General features: G+C 42.9%; 22 protein-coding genes, 1 tRNA gene and 1 other annotated feature. Of the genes, 2 read left to right on the top strand and 21 right to left on the bottom strand.

The window, feature by feature from the left end:
* Positions 1-69: 69 nt before the first annotated feature.
* From RIL182_RS03185 to RIL182_RS03120, 12 genes are all read right to left on the bottom strand, one after another.
* Positions 70-855 carry a TIM44-like domain-containing protein gene (locus RIL182_RS03185; RefSeq protein ID WP_006855187.1) on the bottom strand — a complete coding sequence of 262 codons (786 nt, stop codon included), beginning with the start codon at positions 853-855 and terminating at the stop codon, positions 70-72.
* Positions 848-1,985 (bottom strand): peptide chain release factor 2 gene (gene prfB, locus RIL182_RS03180; protein WP_118413000.1). Its coding sequence is split into 2 segments (ribosomal slippage): positions 848-1,909 and positions 1,911-1,985, totalling 1,137 coding nucleotides; the frame shifts between segments, so codons are not numbered across the junction. The genes RIL182_RS03185 and prfB overlap by 8 nt, the downstream gene beginning before the upstream one ends.
* 34 nt (positions 1,986-2,019) lie before the next feature.
* Complete coding sequence (locus tag RIL182_RS03175) at positions 2,020-2,520, bottom strand: VanZ family protein (protein ID WP_006855189.1); 501 nt, start codon at positions 2,518-2,520, stop codon at positions 2,020-2,022.
* Entirely contained in the window at positions 2,517-3,812 is a 1,296-nt protein-coding gene (locus RIL182_RS03170; RefSeq protein WP_006855190.1) for a S41 family peptidase, read from the bottom strand. Before RIL182_RS03170 ends, RIL182_RS03175 begins: the two co-directional genes overlap by 4 nt.
* 232 nt (positions 3,813-4,044) lie before the next feature.
* Positions 4,045-5,310 (bottom strand): murein hydrolase activator EnvC family protein, encoded by a 1,266-nt coding sequence (locus RIL182_RS03165; protein WP_006855191.1) that lies wholly within the window; start codon positions 5,308-5,310, stop codon positions 4,045-4,047.
* Positions 5,307-6,215, bottom strand: coding sequence for a permease-like cell division protein FtsX (gene ftsX, locus RIL182_RS03160; RefSeq protein WP_006855192.1), 909 nt, complete (start codon positions 6,213-6,215; stop codon positions 5,307-5,309). The genes RIL182_RS03165 and ftsX overlap by 4 nt, the downstream gene beginning before the upstream one ends.
* Positions 6,205-6,963, bottom strand: coding sequence for a cell division ATP-binding protein FtsE (gene ftsE / locus RIL182_RS03155; RefSeq protein ID WP_006855193.1), 759 nt, complete (start codon positions 6,961-6,963; stop codon positions 6,205-6,207). Before ftsE ends, ftsX begins: the two co-directional genes overlap by 11 nt.
* Positions 6,964-6,978: 15 nt before the next feature.
* A complete protein-coding gene (locus RIL182_RS03150; protein WP_006855194.1) occupies positions 6,979-8,067 on the bottom strand; it encodes a PucR family transcriptional regulator in 1,089 nt (362 codons plus the stop codon).
* Positions 8,068-8,359: 292 nt separating this feature from the next.
* On the bottom strand, positions 8,360-9,235 hold the full coding sequence (locus RIL182_RS03145; RefSeq protein WP_006855195.1) for a YitT family protein: 876 nt from the start codon (positions 9,233-9,235) through the stop codon (positions 8,360-8,362).
* Between the two features lie 8 nt (positions 9,236-9,243).
* Positions 9,244-9,909: a WecB/TagA/CpsF family glycosyltransferase gene (locus tag RIL182_RS03140; protein ID WP_242655434.1), complete on the bottom strand. Its 666-nt coding sequence runs from the start codon at positions 9,907-9,909 to the stop codon at positions 9,244-9,246.
* 94 nt (positions 9,910-10,003) lie between these two features.
* Positions 10,004-11,689 (bottom strand): carbon starvation CstA family protein, encoded by a 1,686-nt coding sequence (locus RIL182_RS03135; protein ID WP_044998461.1) that lies wholly within the window; start codon positions 11,687-11,689, stop codon positions 10,004-10,006.
* Between the two features lie 281 nt (positions 11,690-11,970).
* Positions 11,971-12,247 (bottom strand) — a binding site (T-box leader).
* Between the two features lie 506 nt (positions 12,248-12,753).
* Positions 12,754-13,950 carry a C40 family peptidase gene (locus RIL182_RS03120; RefSeq protein WP_006855200.1) on the bottom strand — a complete coding sequence of 399 codons (1,197 nt, stop codon included), beginning with the start codon at positions 13,948-13,950 and terminating at the stop codon, positions 12,754-12,756.
* Positions 13,951-14,282: 332 nt separating this feature from the next.
* Here RIL182_RS03120 and RIL182_RS03115 point away from each other — a divergent pair, with 332 nt between their 5' ends.
* Positions 14,283-14,495: a YjfB family protein gene (locus RIL182_RS03115; protein ID WP_006855201.1), complete on the top strand. Its 213-nt coding sequence runs from the start codon at positions 14,283-14,285 to the stop codon at positions 14,493-14,495.
* Positions 14,496-14,639: 144 nt separating this feature from the next.
* On the opposite strand, the gene RIL182_RS03110 is transcribed toward RIL182_RS03115, so the two are convergent.
* The 5 genes from RIL182_RS03110 to RIL182_RS03090 form a co-directional block, all read right to left on the bottom strand.
* The gene (locus tag RIL182_RS03110) at positions 14,640-15,014 is read right to left on the bottom strand and encodes a RidA family protein (RefSeq protein WP_006855202.1); all 375 of its coding nucleotides are present in this window, start codon (positions 15,012-15,014) and stop codon (positions 14,640-14,642) included.
* A 53-nt stretch (positions 15,015-15,067) separates the two neighbouring features.
* On the bottom strand, positions 15,068-15,904 hold the full coding sequence (locus RIL182_RS03105; RefSeq protein WP_006855203.1) for a CvfB family protein: 837 nt from the start codon (positions 15,902-15,904) through the stop codon (positions 15,068-15,070).
* A gap of 2 nt (positions 15,905-15,906) precedes the next feature.
* Positions 15,907-16,650 carry an acyl-[acyl-carrier-protein] thioesterase gene (locus RIL182_RS03100; RefSeq protein ID WP_006855204.1) on the bottom strand — a complete coding sequence of 248 codons (744 nt, stop codon included), beginning with the start codon at positions 16,648-16,650 and terminating at the stop codon, positions 15,907-15,909.
* Between the two features lie 190 nt (positions 16,651-16,840).
* Positions 16,841-16,912 (bottom strand) — tRNA-Gln (locus RIL182_RS03095).
* A 91-nt stretch (positions 16,913-17,003) separates the two neighbouring features.
* Positions 17,004-17,642 carry a YigZ family protein gene (locus tag RIL182_RS03090; protein WP_015520851.1) on the bottom strand — a complete coding sequence of 213 codons (639 nt, stop codon included), beginning with the start codon at positions 17,640-17,642 and terminating at the stop codon, positions 17,004-17,006.
* A 276-nt stretch (positions 17,643-17,918) separates the two neighbouring features.
* Here RIL182_RS03090 and RIL182_RS03085 point away from each other — a divergent pair, with 276 nt between their 5' ends.
* Positions 17,919-20,708, top strand: coding sequence for a transglycosylase domain-containing protein (locus tag RIL182_RS03085; protein ID WP_006855207.1), 2,790 nt, complete (start codon positions 17,919-17,921; stop codon positions 20,706-20,708).
* Between the two features lie 241 nt (positions 20,709-20,949).
* Here the strand turns inward: RIL182_RS03085 and RIL182_RS03080 are convergent, their stop codons facing one another.
* The 4 genes from RIL182_RS03080 to RIL182_RS03070 are packed head-to-tail and all read right to left on the bottom strand — an operon-like array spanning position 20,950 to position 22,346.
* Complete coding sequence (locus RIL182_RS03080) at positions 20,950-21,330, bottom strand: hypothetical protein (RefSeq protein ID WP_044998436.1); 381 nt, start codon at positions 21,328-21,330, stop codon at positions 20,950-20,952.
* Between the two features lie 37 nt (positions 21,331-21,367).
* Positions 21,368-21,538, bottom strand: a complete 171-nt coding sequence (locus tag RIL182_RS21115; protein ID WP_006855210.1) for a hypothetical protein — start codon at positions 21,536-21,538, stop codon at positions 21,368-21,370.
* Between the two features lie 19 nt (positions 21,539-21,557).
* Positions 21,558-22,019 carry a YcjF family protein gene (locus RIL182_RS03075; protein WP_006855211.1) on the bottom strand — a complete coding sequence of 154 codons (462 nt, stop codon included), beginning with the start codon at positions 22,017-22,019 and terminating at the stop codon, positions 21,558-21,560.
* A gap of 42 nt (positions 22,020-22,061) precedes the next feature.
* Positions 22,062-22,346, bottom strand: coding sequence for a Mor transcription activator family protein (locus RIL182_RS03070; protein WP_006855212.1), 285 nt, complete (start codon positions 22,344-22,346; stop codon positions 22,062-22,064).
* Positions 22,347-22,408: the final 62 nt, after the last annotated feature.

Below are 22,408 nucleotides of genomic sequence, written 5' to 3'. Positions count from 1 at the left end.
TTTTGCGGAGCAAAATGCGACTGCCTTTGCAGAAGCAGAGGATTTTCCTCCATTGTTTTCCACCATTTGTTATGAATGATGATAGTCCGTCTCATCAAAACTATGTAATGTCCATACTTTCAGGTTCAAAAGCGTCACCGCCGAACCACAGTACTCACAGTAAGCTGCGCCGAGATTTGTGATCGGCGCACCGCAGTTCGGGCAGGTAGTTCCGACTGCATTGTCCATTCCTGCAAGTTTTTCATTCTGAATATACATAAGCTGTACATTATATCTGGTCTGTTCCGTCAGCTCTTTACTGCCGCTTAAGACTTTTCCCGCTTTTTCACAGTAATGCAGATACCCGACTGCACTCTGGAATGTAATCATACAGGTACCCTGCTTTTTCTCATAATTGGCAATCTCTGTCTGATGAATCTGTATCTGTTCGTAGTGCTCTGTGACTGCCTCCGTCTCATTTTCACGGATTCTGTTTTTGATCTGCGCTAAAAATTCTTCCGAAACGCCATCTTTTATCTGTCTTTCAAAAATGCCGGCATCTGCGGCAGAGATTGCCTGCAATGCCAGCATGAGTGCATTTTCCACTTTATCCTTAAACTGTTCGATATGAAAATCAGGAAAATCCCTCTGGATCTGCGGCAGAAAAATCCGTGTCATCGCAGAAACGGATTTCGGTGTTACCGCAAGCTCTTTTGCCTGTTGTTCTAATCCCTCTGTGATGGAATCTGTGCCAAACGCCATGCGGGACAATCTACGCAGTTTTTCCCGCACGATCCGGTATGCCGCATATCCCGCGCCACAGGATATGCAGACAACAAAGACAATCACAAGGAGCGTGACCGTTCCCTTACTCATCGTCTCCTCCAAGTCCCTTCGGGCATCCAAGTGAAAGCCATTTCAGGTAACCATTGATAAAAATATCAATCTTTCCATCCATGACGCTGTCTACATTTCCGGTTTCTACACCGGTTCTGTGATCTTTTACCATCGTATATGGCTGCATAACATAAGAACGGATCTGGTTACCCCAACCGATCTCCGTTACCTCTCCACGGATATCTGCAGCTTTTTCCGCATTTTCCTGCTGCTTTAACAAATACAGTTTTGCCTTCAACATCTGCATTGCCTTATCCTTGTTCTGGAACTGGGAACGCTCATTCTGGCACTGTACCACGATTCCGGTCGGAATATGCGTAATACGGATTGCGGAAGATGTCTTATTGATATGCTGTCCACCGGCACCACTTGAACGGTAGGTATCGATCCGCAGATCGTCCTCATTGATCTCAACGTCAAGATCTTCCTCGATATCCGGCATGACATCGCAGGATACAAACGAAGTCTGACGCTTACCCGCCGCGTTAAACGGTGAAATTCGCACCAGACGGTGTACACCCTTTTCGGATTTCATATAACCGTATGCATTTTCTCCATTGATCTGGAATGTGATGGATTTAATACCGGCTTCCTCCCCGTCAAGGGAATCTAAAACCTCCACAGAAAATCCTTTGTCCGATGCCCATCTTGTATACATGCGGTAAAGCATTGCCGCCCAGTCACAGGACTCCGTGCCTCCGGCTCCTGCATGCAGTGAGACGATCGCACCATCCGAATCATATTCCCCGGATAACAAAGTCTTGATACGGATACCCTCATAGGTCTTCGTAAATTCATCGAGCATTTCCTGGATCTCCGGGATCAGGGAAGCATCATTTTCCTCATATCCCATCTCGATCAATGTCTCAATATCCTCAAATTCTGTCTTTAAGGATGCATAAGTTGCGACATCATCCTTCATGCTCTTTAATTCTTTCATTTTTTTCTGGGAAACGACCGGATCATCCCAAAAATTTGGGGCCTCCATTTCCCTTTCTAATTCCTGGATCCGCTGCTCTTTATTAGCCAGGTCAAAGTGAATCCCTCACTTCCTGCAGCGGTTCCCTGTATGTGTTCAGGGTCACTTTAAATTGATCAAGTTCTACCACAGTATCACCTCTTTCTGATATTTAAGATTTGTTTCTATTGTAAAGTATGCGCGCTTTTTGCGCAATGCCTTCTCCCTATTTTTAAGAGAATCGCAAGCAGTAAAAGACCGATCGCGGCTCCTGCCGTATCAATGCAGACATCCGTAAACTGTCCGGAACGCCCCGGGATAAACAGCTGATGAAACTCATCTGTCGATGCATAGCAAAAGGCAAATCCAAGTGCCGCGATATAATGCACTTTCTGTCTCATTTCAAATGTTCCTGAAAATGCAAATGCAAGCCATCCTAAAATCGCATATTCTGTCATATGTGCAGCTTTCCGGATGGGATACTCAATGTTTCCTGCAATATTTCCAATCTGGTCTGTCGTCAGTCCCCAGTTAAAAATTTCATCTGTATCTTCGACCAGACGGTAAGAGATCGTACCGCTGATCTCGGAAGATTCCGTCGCCGGCTGATTGGAAAACCAAAATATGATGATCATCCAGCCTGCCAGCATGATTCCCAGAATCAGCCGCATTACTGTTTTATTCATTTTCCGCTTAATTCCTCCGTGAGTACTTCCACTGCTTTCTGGATCTGGTTGTCATATTTCACATCATATTCTGTTCCATCCGGATTGAGATATTCATATTCAAGTTCAATATCCGGATCAATTCCGACTCCATGGATATAATTTCCATTCGGTGTAAAATATTTTGCTGTGGTAAGTTTCACCGCATCTCCGTCCTCAAGCGGGAAGATGGTCTGAACAATTCCTTTTCCGAATGTTGTCGTTCCGATCAGTGTTCCATATTCATAGTCCTTGATTGCTCCGGCTAAAATCTCGGATGCACTTGCACTGTCCTCATTGATAAGAACCGCCAGAGGATACTCCATGTAAGTATCCCCGCTTGATGTATAAGTCTCACGGTGACCATTTTTATCCTCTGTATACACAACCGTACCCTCAGGAAGAATATCATCTAAAATCTGTACAACAGCGGTAACAAGTCCGCCGCCGTTATAGCGCACATCCAGAACAAGCGCTTTCATCCCCTCGCTATCTAATTCTGCCACAGCTTTTTCAAACTGGTCTGCTGTTTCTGTTTCAAAAGAATCGATATGAATATAACCGATGTTATCACCAAGCATCTGGGAAGATACGCTCGGCAGTGTCACATTTTTGCGCTCCACGTCAAAGGACAGATTTTCCCCGGTTGAAGGACGATATACCTCCAAATGTACCGATGTTCCCTCCTCGCCACGGATCAGTTTTACCAGCTCTGTCACTTCCATGCTGGTCGCATCTGTTCCGTCGACCGAAGTGATCACGTCATCTGCAAGCAGTCCGGCTTCATCGGAAGGTGTTCCCTCATATATTTTTGAAATGGATACCACCATGGTATCCGGATCCTGTCTGAGGCCTGCACCAATTCCGTAATACTGTCCGGTAGTGCTCACCTGCATCTGTTTGTAATCTTCCTCATTATAATAGACGGAATATTTATCTCCAAGCCCGCTGATCATCCCTTCATACAGTCCATCTTTTAATTCGGTATCATCCACATTATCATAATAATACATATCCGTGTATGCCTTCAGTTCATTGATCTTCTGAACTGTTTTTGTATCCAGTATTGAATCTGTCTTAGCGGTTGCATTCGTTATGTAAATTTTCGTTCCCGTTATTTTAGTGACCACGTTCAGTGCGACAAATCCAACTAAAATCGTTCCTGCAATACCGCAGGCCACACCTTTTGCCATCTGTCCTTTTTTGCTTTTCTTCGGTTCTTCGATTGGCTCTGGCATAATCTCCGAAACCTGCTGCTCATTTTTATTTTCCATATTCTGTCTCCATTCCTGCGCTGTTTTTATGCTGCCGTTTTTGCTGCCGTTTTACACCGCTATTCCCACCTGTTGTGTGACCAGCCACATTTTTATTTTATATTGCCTTTTATACTACACTCCACATTACTTATCATATCATTCATATGTGAAAATTCGCTGTCCTACTACACAAATCCAACCAATTTAAAAAGGACCACCGCGCATTGCGGCAGTCCCAAAAACATCCGCATCATCTGCCCAGATAACTCCACGGGCTGACATAGCTTCCGTTTAATGATACACCAAAGTGTAAATGATTTCCAGTAGAAATACCGGTACTTCCGACCTGTGCGATCGTCTGTCCTGCTGAAACCGTCTGTCCAGGCGAAACAAGAAGTGCAGATGCATGCATATATACGGTATACAATCCGCCGCCATGATCGATCATCACATAGTTACCGGCAGCACTGCTGTAAGCCGCAGTCGTAACCGTTCCATCCGCCGCAGCCACGATCGCAGCGCCTCCGGACGCACCGATGTCAATTCCTTTATGATTGGAAGAAGCGCCTCCCATCGGCGACACACGCGTTCCATAATCACTGGTCACACGCGTACTGCTCGGACACGGCCAGGTAAACACACCTCCGGTATAATGGTTATCCTGTTTACCGGCAGCAGCCTTCTCTGCCTCAATGCGCCTGATCTCGGCAATGATCTCCTCCTGCGCCTGAATCTCCGCAGCATAATAATCCGCGTCGCTCTGTGCAGAATCAATGTTTCCCTCAATTCCGGCAAGTTCCGTCTCCCGCTGCTTCATAAGCGCTGCAACTGAAGCCTTTTCCTGCTCCACAGAGGCTTTCTCCTGCTCCACTTCTTTTTTCATTTCCTCTAACGTGGCATAGTCTTCTTCTAACTGCTGTTCCACGCCGTCAATATAGGCAACCGTCTCCTGATATTCCTTTAGCTTTTTCCGGTCATATTCCTGGATCTGTATGATATACTCAGCAGAATTTAAAAAATCCGAAAAACTTTCCGAATCAAAAAGTGCCTCAAAGTAAGACTCCTGTGCATTCTCATACATAAACTGTATGCGCACTTTCATGTCCGTATACTGCTGCTCTTCCTGCTTTTTTGCATCTTCAAGCTGGTCTTTTGTGTCCTCGATCTGATCCTTCTTCTCTGTCAGCTCCTGATTTTTCTGTGCAAGCTGGTTTTCTAAAGCTGTGATCCGGCTCGAAATATTCATGAGCTGCGTATTCAGATCATTTACTTTTGCCTGCACATCTCCCTTGGACTCTTTTAGCTCGTTTATCGTCTGTTTTGCCTTTTCCAGAGCTTTTTCCAAAGCCGCTTTTTCCTGCTGTGCCTCTTTTAAAGAAGTGGATGTATTTTCACTTTTCTTTGCGCTGCTGTTTTCTGCTGCTGACGTCATCTGCACTGTGGCAGCCATGCCGGTCATCACAATAAGCAATACCGCCGTTATCCTGTGTATCCATTGCCTTTTATTAATTATCATACCTTTAAATGTTTGCGGATCGTAATCCGGCTTCCGATAAATCCAATACCAACACCAAGTAACAGTGCCACAGGAACCAATGTGTGGAATACCTGGTCCACACTTAAAAACTGAATCATATTGCTGATAAATTTAAACTTATCTCCAATATATAATATGATCTTCTCATATAAAACATACAAAATGCCAAGCGGGATCGCCGCTCCGATCAGTCCGATCACAATTCCCTCAACAACAAACGGTGCCCGGACAAAATAATCTGTCGCACCGATCAGTTTCATGATACCGATCTCTTCACGGCGCACGGAAATACCGACTGTAATCGTATTGCTGATCAGGAAGACCGCAACACCGAGCAGGATCAGAATGATACCCGCGGAAATATAACCGATCAGACTGTTAAAATCGGTCAGTGTGTGCGCAACCATCTCCGACTGCTTTACTGAACGGATTCCATCTATAGACTCTAAATAAGTTACCAGCGTACTCTGCATTGATATATCATTCATATAAATGGAATAGCTTGCTGAATTGGCAAGCGGATTATCGCCTGCAAAACTTGAAGCAGCATCTTCATTTCCATCAAAATAAACATCTTTAAAACTTTCCCACGCTTCATCTGCAGATGTATATTCGCAATGTGATACCTCAACACGCTGCTTGATCAGATCACCGATTTCCTCAATGCGCTGTTCTGAGATGCCCGCATCAAAAAATACTGTGACTGCAACACCGGATTCCGCATCCTTTACCATCGCCTGGAAGTTGGTCACGATCGAATAGAACAGACCAAACAGAAAAATACAGGCCGTCATCGTCGCTATGGATGCAAGCGAAAACATTTTATTTTTCCAGATGTTGACAAGTCCCTGTTTAATCGTATAGAAAAAAGTACTAATCCTCATAATCGTAGTCCCCCTCGCGTTTTAATACATCACGCTCAGTCAGGCTGCGGCTGATGGCATTATCGCCTGTCACAATACTGCTGGCTGTATCACTGTCATCCACGATCACACCCTTTTGCATGGTGATGACACGTTTGTTCATGGCTTTTACGATTTCAAGGTTATGTGTAACAACGACAACCGTTGTGCCATTGTTATTGATCTCCTCCATCAGTTTCATGATCTCCCAGGCATTATTGTTATCGAGATTACCGGTCGGCTCATCCGCAAGCAGGATCTTTGGCTTATTGATCAGTGCCCTTGCGATTGCAACTCTCTGCTGCTCACCACCGGATAACTGTTTGGGATAAGAACGATACTTTGCTGCCAGTCCTACCATGGAAAGCATCAGTGGTACATTCTTTTTGATGGAACGTGTGGACTCTCCGATGACCTTTTGGGCAAATGCGACATTATCGTAAATATTGCGGTCCTTTAACAAGCGGAAATCCTGAAATACCACGCCGATCTTACGACGGAATTTCGGGGTTTGTCTTCGCCTGATCTTATTTAATTTCTGACCGTTTATCGTGATCGTACCCTCCGTCGGTTCAAGTTCCTTCAACAAAAGCTTGATCAGCGTAGATTTTCCAGAACCACTGTCCCCGACGATGAATACAAATTCTCCTTCCTCAATGTTAAGACTCACGTCATTAAGCGCAGGTATTCCCGCGGAGTACGACTTGCTGACATGTTCTAACTTAATCATAGTGCTTCTCCATTTCTAGTAGTCCAATGACTCCATGTACTTCATATATTTTACTACCATAAGTGCGATCTTAAATGTAATAGCATCTTCAAACACACGCAGATCAAGTCCGGTTGCCTTCTGCAGCTTGTCCAGACGATATACCAGCGTGTTACGGTGGATATAAAGCTGTCTGGAAGTCTCTGAAACATTCAGACTGTTCTCAAAGAACTTATTGATCGTTGTAAGTGTCTCCTCATCGAACTCATCTGGTGATTTCCCGTCAAAGATCTCCTTGATAAACATCTTACAGAGCGGGATCGGGAGCTGATAAATCAAACGTCCGATTCCAAGTGTTGAGTAAGCGATGACATCTTTTTCTTCAAAAAAGATCTTCCCTACGTCAAGTGCCATTCTTGCTTCTTTATAAGAACGTGATACTTCCTTGATCTCTCCGACGATCGTACCATATGCCACATGCACATCGCTGTCCGAATCAGAGCGGAACAGATTCACAATGACCTCTGCGGTCTTATTCATCTCCTCGTATCCTTCATTCTCCCCTACTTCTTTTACAACAATGATATTTTTCTCATCCACTGCTGTGACAAAATCTTTGGTCTTTCCACCGAAAATGCCACGGATGCGCTCCAGTTCATTGCCGTCTTTGTCGCGGTTGGTCTCCACGATAAACACAACACGTCTGACCTCTGTATCGATATGCAGCTTCTTTGCACGGTTATAAATATCAACTAAAAGCAGGTTATCCAAAAGCAGGTTCTTGATAAAGTTGTCTTTATCAAATCTCTCTTTATATGCTACCAGAAGATTCTGGATCTGGAAACTGGCAATTTTACCCACCATATAGACATCATCACTGTCGCCATTGGCAAGCAGGATATATTCTAACTGATGATCGTCAAACACCTTAAAAAACTGATAGCCGTTTACAACCTGGCTGTCTGCAGGAGATTCCACAAATGCAAGCGCCGGCTCCATATATTTGTCTGCTTCCGGAAATGTAGCAGCCAGCACCTTCCCCTCTACATCGATAATGCATAAATCAATGCGGGTAATCCCTTTTAACCCGTCAATCGTATTTTGAAGTATCTGATTTGAAATCATAAGCTCCACTCCTTCTATCTTCGTTTCATTTGAAACACACCCGGCAAATCAGGTTGCTGCAGCTGTCAGCTGTCCGAATGATCCTATGCCACAGTGCATAACCTCCATTGCACGCATGGGCAACTTTCACAATAAAAATATACCCATTGTCCCCACTCAAAAATACCTAGATTCTATTTTAATGCAAAACAGCAAAAAAAGAAAGAGGAAATGCATATTTTTTATGCACTTCCTCAATGTATGCTGCTTTTTTCCTATTTTTTACAGTGTACATAGTTCACAAAGAAAAAATTTATGACATCTGTTCCTGAAATCCTTCACCGAGCACTTCCCGCGCATCGGAAACGATCACAAACGCATCAGGATCTACTTCCCTTACGATCTCTTTTACCTGCACAATCTCTTTTTTAGATACTACGCAGTAAAGCATACATTTTTCTGCACCGGAATACATGCCCTTTGCCCGAAGTCCTGTAACACCGCGTTCTAACTCTGTCATGATACGTTTTGCTACCTGTTCATAGTGATCCGTAATGATAAATGCTGCTTTTGAGAATTTCAAGCCTTCCATCAGTGCATCTGATACCTTGCTCGTCACAAAGATCGCAACGATCGCATACAATACTGCGTGTACACCAAATACAAATAATCCGGCAACTACGACTGCACCATCTAAAAACTGTATGATCTGCACCACAGAATAATGTTTATAATAATGCTGGATCAGCGTCGCGACCATCTCTGTTCCACCGGTCGTTGATTTTGCAAGCAGTACAAGGCCCATTCCGACACCGCCGATACAGCCGCCAAAAATTGCTGCAAGTACATAATCACCATCGGTAAGATCCACAAGCGGCAGTATATAGAGCCAGAGAGAAAGTAACAATGTTCCAACGATCGTTCTCCATATAAAACGTTTTCCTTTGATCTTTAAAGCTGCCAAAAAAAGCGGCACATTGAGTGCAAGGTTCGTCAGCCACAGAGGAATTCCACCCGGAATCAGATACCCTGTCACATCTTTGATAATGATCGCAAGACCGGTAAAACCTCCTGTTACCATGCTGACCGGATCATACACGCACTGAATACTTACTGCAATAAGTGCGGTTCCCACAAGCATGAGGATATAATCCCAGACCGGAGATCTCTTATAAAAAAACTTCTGCATACCGAACCTCAGCTTTCATATTTTTCAATACTGTTTTTTAATCTGACACGGTGGATCAGATTCCAGAAAAAACCTTTGATTCTCGATCTTTTCCGGTGAACCTCAAATCCGCCGATTCCATACCATAAATTGGCATTGATCTTGTCGCGGTGTTCCACAAGAAAATGTTCCTGTCCCGGAGATGGAATGATTGAAATGATCACATCCGGCGTCGCCGCATTCATTTCATTGATCACACCCTCGAGATCTCCGACACAGTTTTCCGTTGCCGCCGCCCCTGCTAACACCAGTTTCGGGTATTCCTCTCTGAGTTCCTGTGTAAATTCATCAACAGCTCCCTGTGTCTCTCCAATAATAAAAACAGATTTGCGGTTGCGCTCCACACGTTTCAAAAATTCATCTGAAAAATCATTTTCTTCTGTCTCGCGGATCCGCTGCATCGTATCGACTCCAGCCGCCTGCAGAATGCCTTTTTCTCCGATCACTGCCAGATCAAGAGAAGAAATAACCTCTTTTAACACAGGATCTGATTCTGACTCAGTCAGCATCTGCATGGAAACCATCTCAATCACATTTAACATGTTATTATCATACCAGGCTTCCACGCGCATGATTGCTTCCCGCACTGTGTAATTGTCCAGTTGTATTCCAAGAATATCTATTTTCTTAATCATTTTACACCCATATTCATTTCCATATATTGAAAAAATATACGCGAACAGTATATCAAACATGGTGTAATATTTCAAGAAATACTGATCTTAGCTTTTATTTCTGTTCCGAATTTTTCGTTGTTGTAAACAATTTCTTTAAGCAGCTGTACGCAACCAGAACACCTAATATCATAAGAAGAAGTGCAACGATCAGCTGTAATCCATCTACTAAGAATGTTGCGTTGTGTGCCGCAATATTTGCTACCAGAGCAATTGTTTTCTGTACCAGTGCGGTAAATGTAACTGCTAACATCACAAACATCGGTATGTAAAGTGTCCATCCGGTTCTTCCCGTCGTCTTTAAGAATACAGCCAGTGCGATCAGTACCATAGCAGCAAGCAGCTGGTTTGCAGATCCAAACAGCGGCCATACATTGCTGTATCCGCCAAGTGTCAAAAGATATCCAAAGAATAATGTGATCACAGTTGCAAAATATTTATTTGTCAGTACACGCTGTGCCGGTGTCATCTGTTTCGGATCTGTGCTTTCACCGTAAAACAGTTCCTGGAAAGACATACGTCCGATTCTTGCCACGGAGTCAAGTGAGGTAAGTGCAAGTGCCGATACACACATGGTCATAAATACGGTTGCAACCTGAACCGGTACACCAAGTTTCTCTAAGAACCCTGCAACACCGGAAGAGAAGATTGCAAACGGTGTTCCTTCCGGTTTTGTTCCACCAACTGCGACTGCTCCAACAACGACAAGTGCCACGATACCAAGTAATGACTCCACTACCATTGCACCATAACCGATCATCGGCATATCTTTTTCATTGCTGACCGTCTTTGAGGAAGTTCCGGAAGATACAAGACTGTGGAAACCGGAAACTGCACCACATGCGATCGTTACAAATAATGTCGGGAATAATCCACTTCCATTTACATTGAAACCATTAAATGCATTTAACTGCATCTGCGGATGTGCAACAACAACACCAACAACTGCACCGATGATCATACCGAGCAGCATAAATGTTGTCATGTAATCTCTAGGCTGCATTAAAAGCCACATCGGAAGTACGGATGCAAGGAATAAGTATGCCATGATGATGTAGATCCATGCTGTCTTTGAAGTATAGATTGGAAGTTTCATACCAACTGCAAACATTGCAACCAAAAGAGCGATTGCAACGACCGCTTTGACCCACTCGTTCATTTTTCCAACATGTTTCTGAATCACACCGAAGATAACAGCTACCACGATAAACAGCATGGAAATGGAAGCTGCTGCTGAGTTTGCATAAGCGGTTTCTGCGCTGTCAAGTCCGACACCGTTAAATGTTCCGGCTACCATATCCGTGAATGCTGCGATAACAAGCAGTGTAAACAGCCAGCAGAACAGCATAAACAATTTACGCCCTGTCTTACCGATGTATTTTTCGATGATCATTCCCATCGATTTTCCTTCATTCTTGACAGATGCATACAGTGCGCCAAAATCCTGCACAGCACCAAAGAATAATCCACCGATGATCAGCCACAACAGAACCGGTACCCAGCCAAACACGGATGCCAAGATCGGTCCGGTGACAGGTCCTGCTCCTGCGATGGATGAAAACTGATGTGAAAATACGGTAAATTTTGATGACGGTACATAATCCTGCCCATCCTCATGTGTGTAGGCAGGTGTCTTTGCCTTTGGGTCGATCCCCCATTTTTTTGCAAGCCATCTTCCATACAGCAGATATCCTGCCGAAAGCGCTACAATACCGATTAAAACAATTACTAATCCATTCATAACCATTTACCGTCTGCAGATTGCAGACAACTCCTTTCTTTTTTTCAGATAAACAATTTTCAGTGCAATTTTTTACTCATGACAATAAATTGCTGCTCTGCAAACATTCTATTGTCATAAAGAACAAAGAGTCGCTTGCGACTCTTTCGCGCTCGAGCGGTGCTGTTTACAGCTAACTTCTACTCCGCGGGATGCGCATCCCGCCCGGAGGGCTTTTTAATTCATAGGATGTAATTTCCTATGAATTAAAAAAAGCTTTCGTCTTTCTGATGTTCACACATCCAAAAGACGAAAGCCCGTACTTCCGCGATACCACTTTTCTTGCCATGTTTCCATGACCTCTCTGCCCCGTCATATATCTGTCCACTTGTCTTTGTACAAATATCCCTAACAGGTCTCTCTGTAACGGGAGAGTTCCGGTGCCGCTTACTGACCTCATGGCTTTCAGCGTACTGCTCGCAGAGGATATTATCAAAAGATGCATGTCATTTTCCACCTGCCAATGACTCTCTGTGATGCATTGCCTTCCAATAACGGTATTCTGTTCACTGCATTTGTTCTATTTATCTGTATGCCACATAGTTTAACACTCTTTTTTGAAATGTCAACCTCTATTTTTACATTTTCCTTTTTTTAGATATCTTTTCTGAATTGTCAGACATTTTCCTTAATGTTTTCATCTTTTTTCATATTTGAAATGTCAATATGTTTTCCACAGTTTTTCATTTTATTGCAAACTTTATGATTTCTACACAAAACAAACATTCGGTTTTTTTACTATGTAAACCACTCTTTTGGGGATAAAAAATGTGGATAACGTGGATAACTTCGTGTATAACTTTATTTTTCCACGTTTTAAGTGCATTTTAGCAGTGGACAACTTTTGGGATAACTTTTCTTCTTTGTTTATTACTTTTTTGTGCCCCGATATTTTGTGCATGTTGTATATTCTGCAAAGAACAAAAAAACCTTTTTAATTCACAGGACAGAGACTGCTTTTGAGGCTATGAGTGAAAAAAAATAGCTATCGTCCTAAGACAATAGCTATTCTTCATATTTATGAATTAGAAAATTCTTCTTACACAGATCGGACTTCTGTAATTTACATTAGAGAACTTGATACCGCTAGACGGTGTACTTGCATGAACGATCGTGCCGCCACCGACATAAATAGCAACGTGACCACTGTAGCATACAATATCTCCCGGCTGTGCATTAGAAAGACTTACCTCGTATCCAACACCTCTTAATGCGCTGGAAGAATGTGGAAGTCCTACGCCAAATGCTGCATATACACTCATAACGAAACCGGAGCAGTCTGCCCCGTTTGTCAGACTGGTTCCACCGTATACATAAGGATTACCGATAAACTGTGATGCATAACTTGCAACTGCCTGTCCATTTGAGCTTCCTGCTGACGCATAACTCTTTGAACTTCCGGAGCTCTTTGAAGAAGATGACTTCCTGTCAGCTTTCTTTCTTGCTGCATTTGCTGCTGCATCAGCTGCCTCACGCTCTGCCTCTTCTTTTGCAAGTCTTGCTTTTTCTTCTTCCTTCGACTCTGCCTGTACAAACTCAATGTTGAAATCTACATAATCTTTATGTACCCAGCCGTCACCCTCTTCTGTTGTTACTTTAGCCCAGTCTTCTACAGATTCATCATCAATAACAACCAGATCATCACCAACCGGTACCTGTGTCAGAATGCTTGCATCTGTAGACGGCTCTGTTCTTACATGAAGTGTTGTGGTATTAACTTTAGCATATTTTGTGCTGACTCTTTTTGCCAGTTCTTCATCATTTGGTACTACATATTCACATTTTACATATCCGTCAACATTACCGGACTTGATACGATACCAACCATTGTCAGTTGTTTCAAGGATTGTTCCTGCGGAATTGTTATACAGCTTTCCAAGTACCTCGCTGTCCGTATTTGGTTCTGAACGAACATTTACATAATTATCTACCTGCGCGATTGCAATATCTGTATATTCCGAAGCAACAACCGGTGTATCATTCTCACTGACCTGCTCTGCCTGCTCTGCTGCCTTCTGGGCTGCTGCATCATTGCTGTCCGCAAGACACTGTGCCAGTGCCTGTGAAACACCTGCTGCCGGAGTCTGTCCCTCTGCGATCTCAACTGCAGTCACACTTGAAACGCCTGCGACCGGAGCTGCATATGTATTTAATCCAAAACTGCCAATGGATAACGCTCCTGCTAAAAGACAGCCTGTAATTCTTACCATTCTCTTCTTCATTTACGAAAAGCCTCCAACTGAGTTCTCATGTTTTCCACAACAAAAAACAGCTTAACACTGTTTTTATTGTTTGTTACGAATTTGTTACATTTATTACACGATTATTATAACAAAGGCATATTTCCATGTCAACCTGTATTCATCGTGAATTTTACTAAAATATTACATTCCTTTTTATTCAATTTTTCAAATAAAACAGCGAAAAATCATCATATTTCCAGGAAAAACATTGTTTTTTTCCGAAAAATCATTGTCTTTTCTCATAAAAAGCTTGTTTTTTATGTTGATTATTGTCATAATAAGGTCACAATTAAGTTTTCAGGAGGTGCAGCATGGATATTTCAGGTATGACACCGGCACTTAGTGCATTACAGTCCTACGACGCAGGTTCTTCCGTCAGCCAGACCAGTCTTTCCTATGCCGTTTCAACCGAATTATTAAGTCAGCAGCTTGATATGACACAGGAGATGGGCACCGCTATGGTTCAGATGATGGAACGTTCCGTAACACCGGGACTTGGCGGAAATATTGACGTCTACATTTAAACAATATATATTCACGGATTATATGTTGTGCCGGCAAAATAGGAAAAATCCCGATACAGATGGAAACATATCCATTTGTACCGGGATTTTTCATGTTAACCTATGGTAACAGATCTGCTTACACAACGTGTAATCCATTGCTTTTTATTTTACAGCAATAGCTTCGATCTCAAGCATGACATCTTTTGGCAGGCGTGCAACTTCCACACAGCTTCTGGATGGAAATGCTCCGTCAAAAAATGTTGCATATACTTCATTGATTGCCCCGAAGTCGTTCATCTCTTTGATAAATACAGTTGTTTTAACAACGTTTGCCATACTGGTTCCAGCTGCTTCTAACAGGTTTGAAAGGTTAGTCAGTGCCTGTTTTGCCTGTGCCACAGAACCTTCCGGGATCTCACCGGTTTCCGGTACGACCGGAATAATACCTGATGTATAAACCATTCCGTTTACTTCGATTGCCTGTGAATAAGGTCCGATTGCTGCCGGAGCCTTGTCTGTGCTGATGACTTTTTTCATAAGATTCTCCTTCTTTCTGTCAATTTTTTCCTATCATAGCATATGCTTTTGAATTAATCAATTTTACGGATCGATTTTTCATTGATCTCAATCCTGCGCTCTTTATAAAGTCTTCCAACCGCTCTCTTAAATGCATTTTTGCTGAGTCCGGTCTCCCTTTTGATGACTTCCGGGGAAGATTTGTCTGTAAAAGGAAGCACGCCTGCAAATTCCTCAATGACCTGCATTACCTTTTCGGCATCTGCGTCCATCTGAAGATAAGCTTTCTGGCGCATAGTAATATCTAACTTTCCGTCCGGTTTTACATTGGTCACAGTCGCCTCAATGACATCACCGATACGCAGCATACTGTGATCTTCGAAAGCCGGCAGCATCGCAGAGTACTGATCGTCCACTGCTACAAATGTTCCAAAATTATCACTGAACTCATAGACACGGCCATTGACAATATCACCTGTATGATATGGTGATTCTAATGACAGAAGATCATACAAATGCTTCATGCTTGCACACAGACGTCTGCTCTTGTCAATATATAATGTCACTAAGACTTCATCCTCCGGCTGAACCTTAACCGTCATCTCTTTATATGGAAGAAACAGATCTTTTTCCAGTCCCCAGTCAAGAAATGCACCGATCTTTCCAACCTCTTTTACAGTCAGCACCGCAAGACCTCCCAATGTCAGCTTCGGTGTGTTTGTCGTCGCAATGAGCCGGTCATTAGAATCCTTATAGAGAAACACCCGGAGTTCATCCCCGATCTTCGTTCCTTCCGGCACCTGTTTTTCCGGCAGTAACACGCGGGTTTCATTCTCCATGCGCTCTGCGAGATAAACGCCAAATTCTACTTTTTTTATCACAACAAGTTTCTGATATTCACCTAATCGCATTTTTATGATTGCCTTTCTTTTTTCTGAATCTGAAAGCAGATGATGGCATATGACGCCCCTTTTTCATCTGCCAAAGTAACTGTAATCTGTTTTTCTTCCATCGTGACAACCGGATACAGCATATCTCCTAACATTGCAGCTTTACGATACTCCGCACGAAGTCCACAGACAAAAACCTGTTCCGGCAGATATTCCTCCGCCACCAGAATGTATTTTCCATTATTCATATGATGGTTTGTATCAATGTAAAAACGGGAAACACGTACCGGTTCCTTTTCGACACTTTTTTGCACTGCCTCATCCGGTAAACTGATCTTACGATCTGCCCATTCTCCCGGTATTTCATCCCTGATCTCCGGTATATAAACTTCTTGCATCCGTTCCGATACCCGTGCCGGGCGCATTTCCTCAGTGTCCATAAATACCCACACCGAGTTTGCCTCTGCAAATATTTCTCCATCTTCTCCCTCAATGCGGAAGTTCCGGTACCCATAAAATCCACGGAATGCATACGGCCATGTACTGACCTTAATATGCTGTCCCATCTGCGGATATCGGTAAACTTTGATTTCCCAGGAAGATAAGATCCATGCCACCTGTTCTTTTGCAAGATAATCCACACCTACTCCAAAATCCTCTGACTCAAACGTACAACAATCCTGCAGATAATCCAATAATGACGGTAACGTCAGTTCCTTTTCACTATTTACTTCACTGTAACGCACACGGTTGCTAAAACTATACATACGATGCCTCGATTCCGGGTATTTGAAACGTCCATAACTGCTTTACTGTTTTTGTTCTTTTGTTATGCTACCACATTTTTCTGAGTTATGGTAGGGATATTCGAAATTTTCTGTCTGTGACCACTGGCTGTTGCGCCTCCCCGGGCAAAAAAATAACCTCAGCAGTTTCTCACTGCTGAGGTCTCATTAGCAGGGCTACAAGGATTCGAACCTTGAAATGACGGAGTCAGAGTCCGTTGCCTTACCGTTTGGCGATAGCCCTTTGTGTTATTTTGTTTTCAGCGTTTCACGCCGTCAACAATAGCTATTATATATGAGTGAAATAAAAATGTCAACTGTTTTTTGAAAAAATTTTAAAAAATTTGCAATTTTCCTTCAACCATTGCATATAATACCATTTCACCCCAGGAAATATCAGCTTTTCCATTGGTTGCCTCGATAATTTCTTTTTCGGTCTGCTCCTGCATCTCAGAAGGAACCATGAGAAGCAGCTCCACTTTTTCGGTATAAACGGTGTCGATGAGTGTCAGCCCGTTTTGTGCAACCAGATACTGTAATTTCCCAAGTCCGGTATAATCGGTTCCCACTGACAGTCTGCGTCCTTCCTTTTTATCAATAATGACGCTTGCCGCAAGTCCTTCCTGGACTGATTTCTGATATGCACGCACAAGTCCGCCTGTTCCAAGGAGTACTCCGCCAAAATATCTTGTGACGACCACAGCCACATTGTGGATATCTTCCCGCAGCAATACATCAAGCATCGGTCTTCCCGCTGTCTGTGCCGGTTCCCCGTCATCCGAGCAGCGGCTCATCTCCTGTCTGTCTCCAATGACAAAAGCAGAGCAGTTATGTCTGGCATCCCAGTATTTCTTTTTCATCTCTGCAATAAATGCAACTGCTTCTTCTTCTGAAGAAACCGGACGCACCGTTGCAATAAATCTTGATTTTTTTTCTACAATTTCTGCCTCTCCACCGGAATATACTGTTTTCATACTCATTCCTCTCGTCACAAAACTTTTTATATTTTATCAGTCAGATATTTCTACATATAAATAGGTATATTTTCATCTCTGATTCTTCGCGTGTTCCTATGGTATCATGTTTTTTTTTGAAATTCAATTCTTAAAAATAAATGAAGAACACCTGTATTTTCAGTTTTTCCTTTATTCCGACACATTTCTTTGCTATAATATGAAGATGGTTCATTTTGATTATAAAAAGGATTATAATTTCATACCTTATTTTTATTACAAAAAAGGAGACCTAACATGAATTATGGAAAGAAAAGTACGCAAAAGCGCGAAAAAGAATTAACTTCCAAAAGTACCATGATTCGCAAAAAGTTTTATGTGATTTTTTGTAAGTCGCTGCTTGTATGTGTATTTGCCGTCATGGTAATCGGCGCCTGCTCCGGTGTTGGAGTCATTCGCGGAATCATCGCCTCAGCTCCAACGATCGATGATATTGTTGCCACTCCTACCGGTTTCTTATCCACGGTTTTAGATGCAAATGGCAACCAGACTGCCACATTGGTTGCATCGGGTTCTAACCGGCGCGCCGTTACGATCGATGAGATACCAAAGAATCTGCAGCATGCATTCGTTGCCATCGAAGACGAACGTTTTTACGAGCACAACGGTATCGATGTAACAGGTATCATTCGTGCCGGCGTAAAAGGTGTCGCATCCGGTTTTCATTTCTCGGAGGGTGCCAGTACCATCACGCAGCAGCTTTTGAAAAATACCGTCTTTACCAGTTGGACAAGCGAATCTTCCATGGCTGACAAGTTTGAACGAAAGTTCCAGGAGCAGTATCTCGCCCTGCAGTTAGAAAAAGTGGTGGACAAGGACTGGATTCTGGAAAATTATCTGAATGCGATCAACCTCGGACAAAATACTTTAGGTGTCGGTGTCGCCTCGGAACGTTATTTTGGCAAAGACGTTTCTGATCTTACTTTATCAGAATGTGCAGTCTTAGCCGCCATTACCCAGAATCCTTCCAAATATAACCCGATTACCAATCCGCAGGAAAATTCCAAGCGCCGCATGAAAGTGCTTAACAACATGAAAGACCAGGGTTATATCTCGCAGGAAGAATACGATGAAGCTGTTGCAGACAATGTTTACGACCGCATCCAGCTCGTCAACATTGAATCTGAAACCAACAGCATTAATTCTTATTTTGTTGATGAACTGACAGATCAGGTCATCCAGGATCTGGTGGAGCAGAAAGGCTACACTGAGACGCAGGCTTACAAAGCACTTTATCAGGGTGGACTTACGATCTACTCTACACAGGATCCGGAAATTCAGGCGATCTGTGATGATGAAGTGAATAATCTGGACAATTATCCGACTGCGCCGAAAGTATCGTTTTCCTATCGTTTATCTGTCCGCTCTGCCGACAGTTCCATATCGAATTACAGTGAACAGACGATGCTTTCCTATTATCAGTCTTCCAACAAGAGTTTTTCGATCAACTTTAACTCCGAAGAAGAGGCAGCTGCTGCAATTGAACAGTACAAAACTGACATCATGAAAGACGGTGATACGATCGTAAATGGAAGTGAAACCGTTACCTACACGCTTCAGCCGCAGGCAGCTCTTACGATCATTGATCAGAGTACCGGAAATGTCAAAGCATTAGTCGGCGGACGTGGAGACAAAACCGCCAACAAGACTTTAAACCGTGCAGCAGATACCACAAGACAGCCGGGATCTACTTTTAAGATCATTGCCGCATATGCGCCAGCACTCGATGCCGGTGGTCTTACCCTTGCCTCCGTTCAGGATGATGCACCATACAATTACGGCAGTGGTCAGGGTGGTGCCGTTAACAACTATGACAACCGTTATCGCGGTTTCACAACACTGCGTGAGGCAATCACTAACTCCATCAATATCGTTACCGTAAAAACGTTAGCACAGATTGGTCCATCCCTCGGATATGATTATATCTGCGATTTCGGCATCACAACCGTCGGTCTGGATGAGAGTTCCAATGAGACTTTAGCACTTGGCGGTCTGACACATGGTGTTACCAACTTAGAGCTTACGGCTGCTTATGCAACGATCGCCAACAGTGGGACTTACATCAAGCCAAAATTCTACACTAAAATTTTAGATCATGATGGAAATGTACTGATCGACAATACTGAACCTGTCTCACACACCGTCTTAAAAGACACTACCGCATGGCTTTTAACCGATGCCATGAAAGACGTTATGACTCAGGGAACCGGTACCCCGGCTTACTTTGGAAGCTCTATGGCCCAGGCCGGAAAATCCGGTACAACAACCAAAAACCGTGATGCATTGTTTGCCGGCTTCACACCATATTATACCTGTGTTGTATGGGGTGGATTTGATGATAACTCGCCACAATCCGGCGGTCAGACCACTTATCCAAAGAAAATCTGGAAAGCGGTTATGAGCCGCATCCACGAAAATCTGGAATATCAGGATTTCACAAAGCCATCCGGGATCGTTACAGCCCAGGTCTGCAAGGAATCCGGAAAACTTGCAATCGCCGGTGTCTGTGATGCGGATCCACGCGGCAGCCAGGTCTATACCGAATATTTTGCTGAAGGTACACAGCCTACCGAATATTGTGACCATCATATCGTTGCAAATATCTGCAATGCTTCCGGTCAGCTTGCCGGTGGTTACTGCCCGGCAGATTCCATTTCCTCCAGAGTATTCGTCATTGGCGGAACGGTTGGAACAGAGGATACTCCATATCTTCTGACGGATGATTTTAAGAATAATACCTGTACAATGCACAACGAAGGAAATTCCACCTACCAGGGAACTTCTGCTTTCTCCGCAGTTCCAGGTGTAAATAATGATACTTCCGGCGGCACACAGGCTCCTGCCGACAATACACAGCAGACACAGCCGCCTGCTAATAATTCCGGCGGGGATAATTCTGATAGCACTCCTGCCGATACCGGCGGTACAGATAATTCCGGCGGAGGCAGTTCTGATAATACTCCTGCCAATACCGGTGGTACGGATAATTCCAGCGGAGACAACAACTCCGACGGAAATGGCGGATGATCACTCATAAAACAGAAAAATACCGGGGCTCCTTTTCATGGAACTCCGGTATTTTTCTGTTTAGTAAACTAAAAATCTTTCGTCTATTTTTTTGTGGCAATTAGGACAATAACAAACCTTTTTTATTTTTCGCTTCCAGTTCTCTTTCATTCCCAATTTCTCATAACAAAACGGGCATCTGTTTCTTAAATATTCAGGTTCCTGGATTATTTTACCTTGTTTCATCTTTTTCCCTTTTCTATTAGGCTCCTGCCTTAAGTCTAAGCGACACTTTACCTGTTTCAACTTCTACATTATATCCTCTAAATATTCCAATAATGGTAGCTATTCCTAATATACTTATTACATAAATTGCGACATTAGCTTCTGCTGCCTCTACAACTCCTCCTGCAGTTAATGCACTAACAGTTAATACGCCACCTCCCGGCACTGCTGCTAACGATGTTAGTAATGCTATGATTGCAGCGATTTTTACCGATGAAAGTTTCCCCATCCATTTCATCTTCTTTGCCAGATCCCCCTGAACTTCAATATATGGCTCCTTACGTTTAATTGCTGTCTTTAATTCTTCTTTTGAACTGACCACAACTTTATTGATATTATTTTTCTTTTTTCCAAACATAATTTTCCATCTCCCATAAAGTATATTTTTATTACACCTATCTCTTTTTATTTTCACTATGTTCTTTGCGGATTGTTCCTATTCTTTTATCGGATCTGGTATCCCGTCCATTACTATTACGAAAAGTTCCCGGCGGAAGTCCATGTTTCTTTTCAAATGTACCTACCGTACAGTCACTTCTTGTTTTTCTCGTTTTTTTATCAGCCATATTACACCTTTCCCTTACTTCATTCTTTTTTTAATCTTACATCTTGAAATGAACCTTTTAATTCACTGGCAACTTCTACAATATTTTCCGGATCTTCACCTTGTGACATTCTGAAAAAGTCATCAGCTACTACCCATCCTAAAAATTCCGTTAATACCGCAGCCGTAGCTCCACTTATCATTCCACCTATTAACGTGCCAACTCCCGGAATCATTTTTAAAAATCCTGAAGCAACGGAACGTCCCGCTTGTTGTGTTAATGCAACTCCAGCAATTGATTTTGCCGCTGCTTCTGACAAAGAGATATCGAATAAGTCACCTATTTTTATAATCATACCTATCTGTGCTGCTGTGATAGGTATTGCATCAGACATTGGTATCGGTATAAGTCCTGCCACTGTCGATGCACCAGTCGCTGAATGAATGATTATACTGCATTTCCTTTTCAATTCTTTTGGCATGTTCACTTTTGATTTGCTCATATTTCTTCCTCCCTCGTTTTGCCTTATATAAAATTTAAAATTTTATACAATCTCATCTTTTGCTTCCCTCAATATCTGCCTCACCCTACTCTCTGAATACCCGTATTTTCTTGCCAAAGCATGTACATTTTTCCCATTATACTCGGAACAGATTTGCTGCATTATGTATTCCTTGGAATAAAATTTCAGCGGAAACATTAACTGTAATCCTTTAAAATGACTATATATTTTATAAGCATTTTCAACGCCAACCGTTTCTGCCACTTCCTTATATACTCCAGCCAGATCTTCCGAAGTAACTTCCGCAATAATTTCCAAGCATATCACCTCGCATATAAAATATTTCTTTCATTATATTGGGTTTGCATTGCAAATTACAGTTATAGATT

The sequence above is a fragment of the Roseburia intestinalis L1-82 genome (assembly GCF_900537995.1).
GTDB lineage: Bacteria > Bacillota > Clostridia > Lachnospirales > Lachnospiraceae > Roseburia > Roseburia intestinalis.
The sequence above is the reverse complement of the archived record's forward strand: the minus strand, read 5'-3'. Positions and strand labels throughout refer to the sequence as shown.

Coding starts and splice junctions, on each gene's coding strand:
- ftsX (WP_006855192.1), bottom strand. CDS start 6,215: ATGAGGATTAGTACTTTTTTCTATACGATTAAACAGGGACTTGTCAAC.
- RIL182_RS21115 (WP_006855210.1), bottom strand. CDS start 21,538: ATGGCTGATAAAAAAACGAGAAAAACAAGAAGTGACTGTACGGTAGGT.
- ftsE (WP_006855193.1), bottom strand. CDS start 6,963: ATGATTAAGTTAGAACATGTCAGCAAGTCGTACTCCGCGGGAATACCT.
- RIL182_RS03075 (WP_006855211.1), bottom strand. CDS start 22,019: ATGAGCAAATCAAAAGTGAACATGCCAAAAGAATTGAAAAGGAAATGC.
- RIL182_RS03140 (WP_242655434.1), bottom strand. CDS start 9,909: ATGATTAAGAAAATAGATATTCTTGGAATACAACTGGACAATTACACA.
- RIL182_RS03115 (WP_006855201.1), top strand. CDS start 14,283: ATGGATATTTCAGGTATGACACCGGCACTTAGTGCATTACAGTCCTAC.
- RIL182_RS03100 (WP_006855204.1), bottom strand. CDS start 16,650: ATGTATAGTTTTAGCAACCGTGTGCGTTACAGTGAAGTAAATAGTGAA.
- RIL182_RS03105 (WP_006855203.1), bottom strand. CDS start 15,904: ATGCGATTAGGTGAATATCAGAAACTTGTTGTGATAAAAAAAGTAGAA.
- RIL182_RS03120 (WP_006855200.1), bottom strand. CDS start 13,950: ATGAAGAAGAGAATGGTAAGAATTACAGGCTGTCTTTTAGCAGGAGCG.
- RIL182_RS03175 (WP_006855189.1), bottom strand. CDS start 2,520: ATGAATAAAACAGTAATGCGGCTGATTCTGGGAATCATGCTGGCAGGC.
- RIL182_RS03110 (WP_006855202.1), bottom strand. CDS start 15,014: ATGAAAAAAGTCATCAGCACAGACAAGGCTCCGGCAGCAATCGGACCT.
- RIL182_RS03145 (WP_006855195.1), bottom strand. CDS start 9,235: ATGCAGAAGTTTTTTTATAAGAGATCTCCGGTCTGGGATTATATCCTC.
- RIL182_RS03185 (WP_006855187.1), bottom strand. CDS start 855: ATGAGTAAGGGAACGGTCACGCTCCTTGTGATTGTCTTTGTTGTCTGC.
- RIL182_RS03150 (WP_006855194.1), bottom strand. CDS start 8,067: ATGATTTCAAATCAGATACTTCAAAATACGATTGACGGGTTAAAAGGG.
- RIL182_RS03165 (WP_006855191.1), bottom strand. CDS start 5,310: ATGATAATTAATAAAAGGCAATGGATACACAGGATAACGGCGGTATTG.
- RIL182_RS03170 (WP_006855190.1), bottom strand. CDS start 3,812: ATGGAAAATAAAAATGAGCAGCAGGTTTCGGAGATTATGCCAGAGCCA.
- RIL182_RS03085 (WP_006855207.1), top strand. CDS start 17,919: ATGAATTATGGAAAGAAAAGTACGCAAAAGCGCGAAAAAGAATTAACT.
- RIL182_RS03090 (WP_015520851.1), bottom strand. CDS start 17,642: ATGAAAACAGTATATTCCGGTGGAGAGGCAGAAATTGTAGAAAAAAAA.
- RIL182_RS03135 (WP_044998461.1), bottom strand. CDS start 11,689: ATGAATGGATTAGTAATTGTTTTAATCGGTATTGTAGCGCTTTCGGCA.
- RIL182_RS03080 (WP_044998436.1), bottom strand. CDS start 21,330: ATGTTTGGAAAAAAGAAAAATAATATCAATAAAGTTGTGGTCAGTTCA.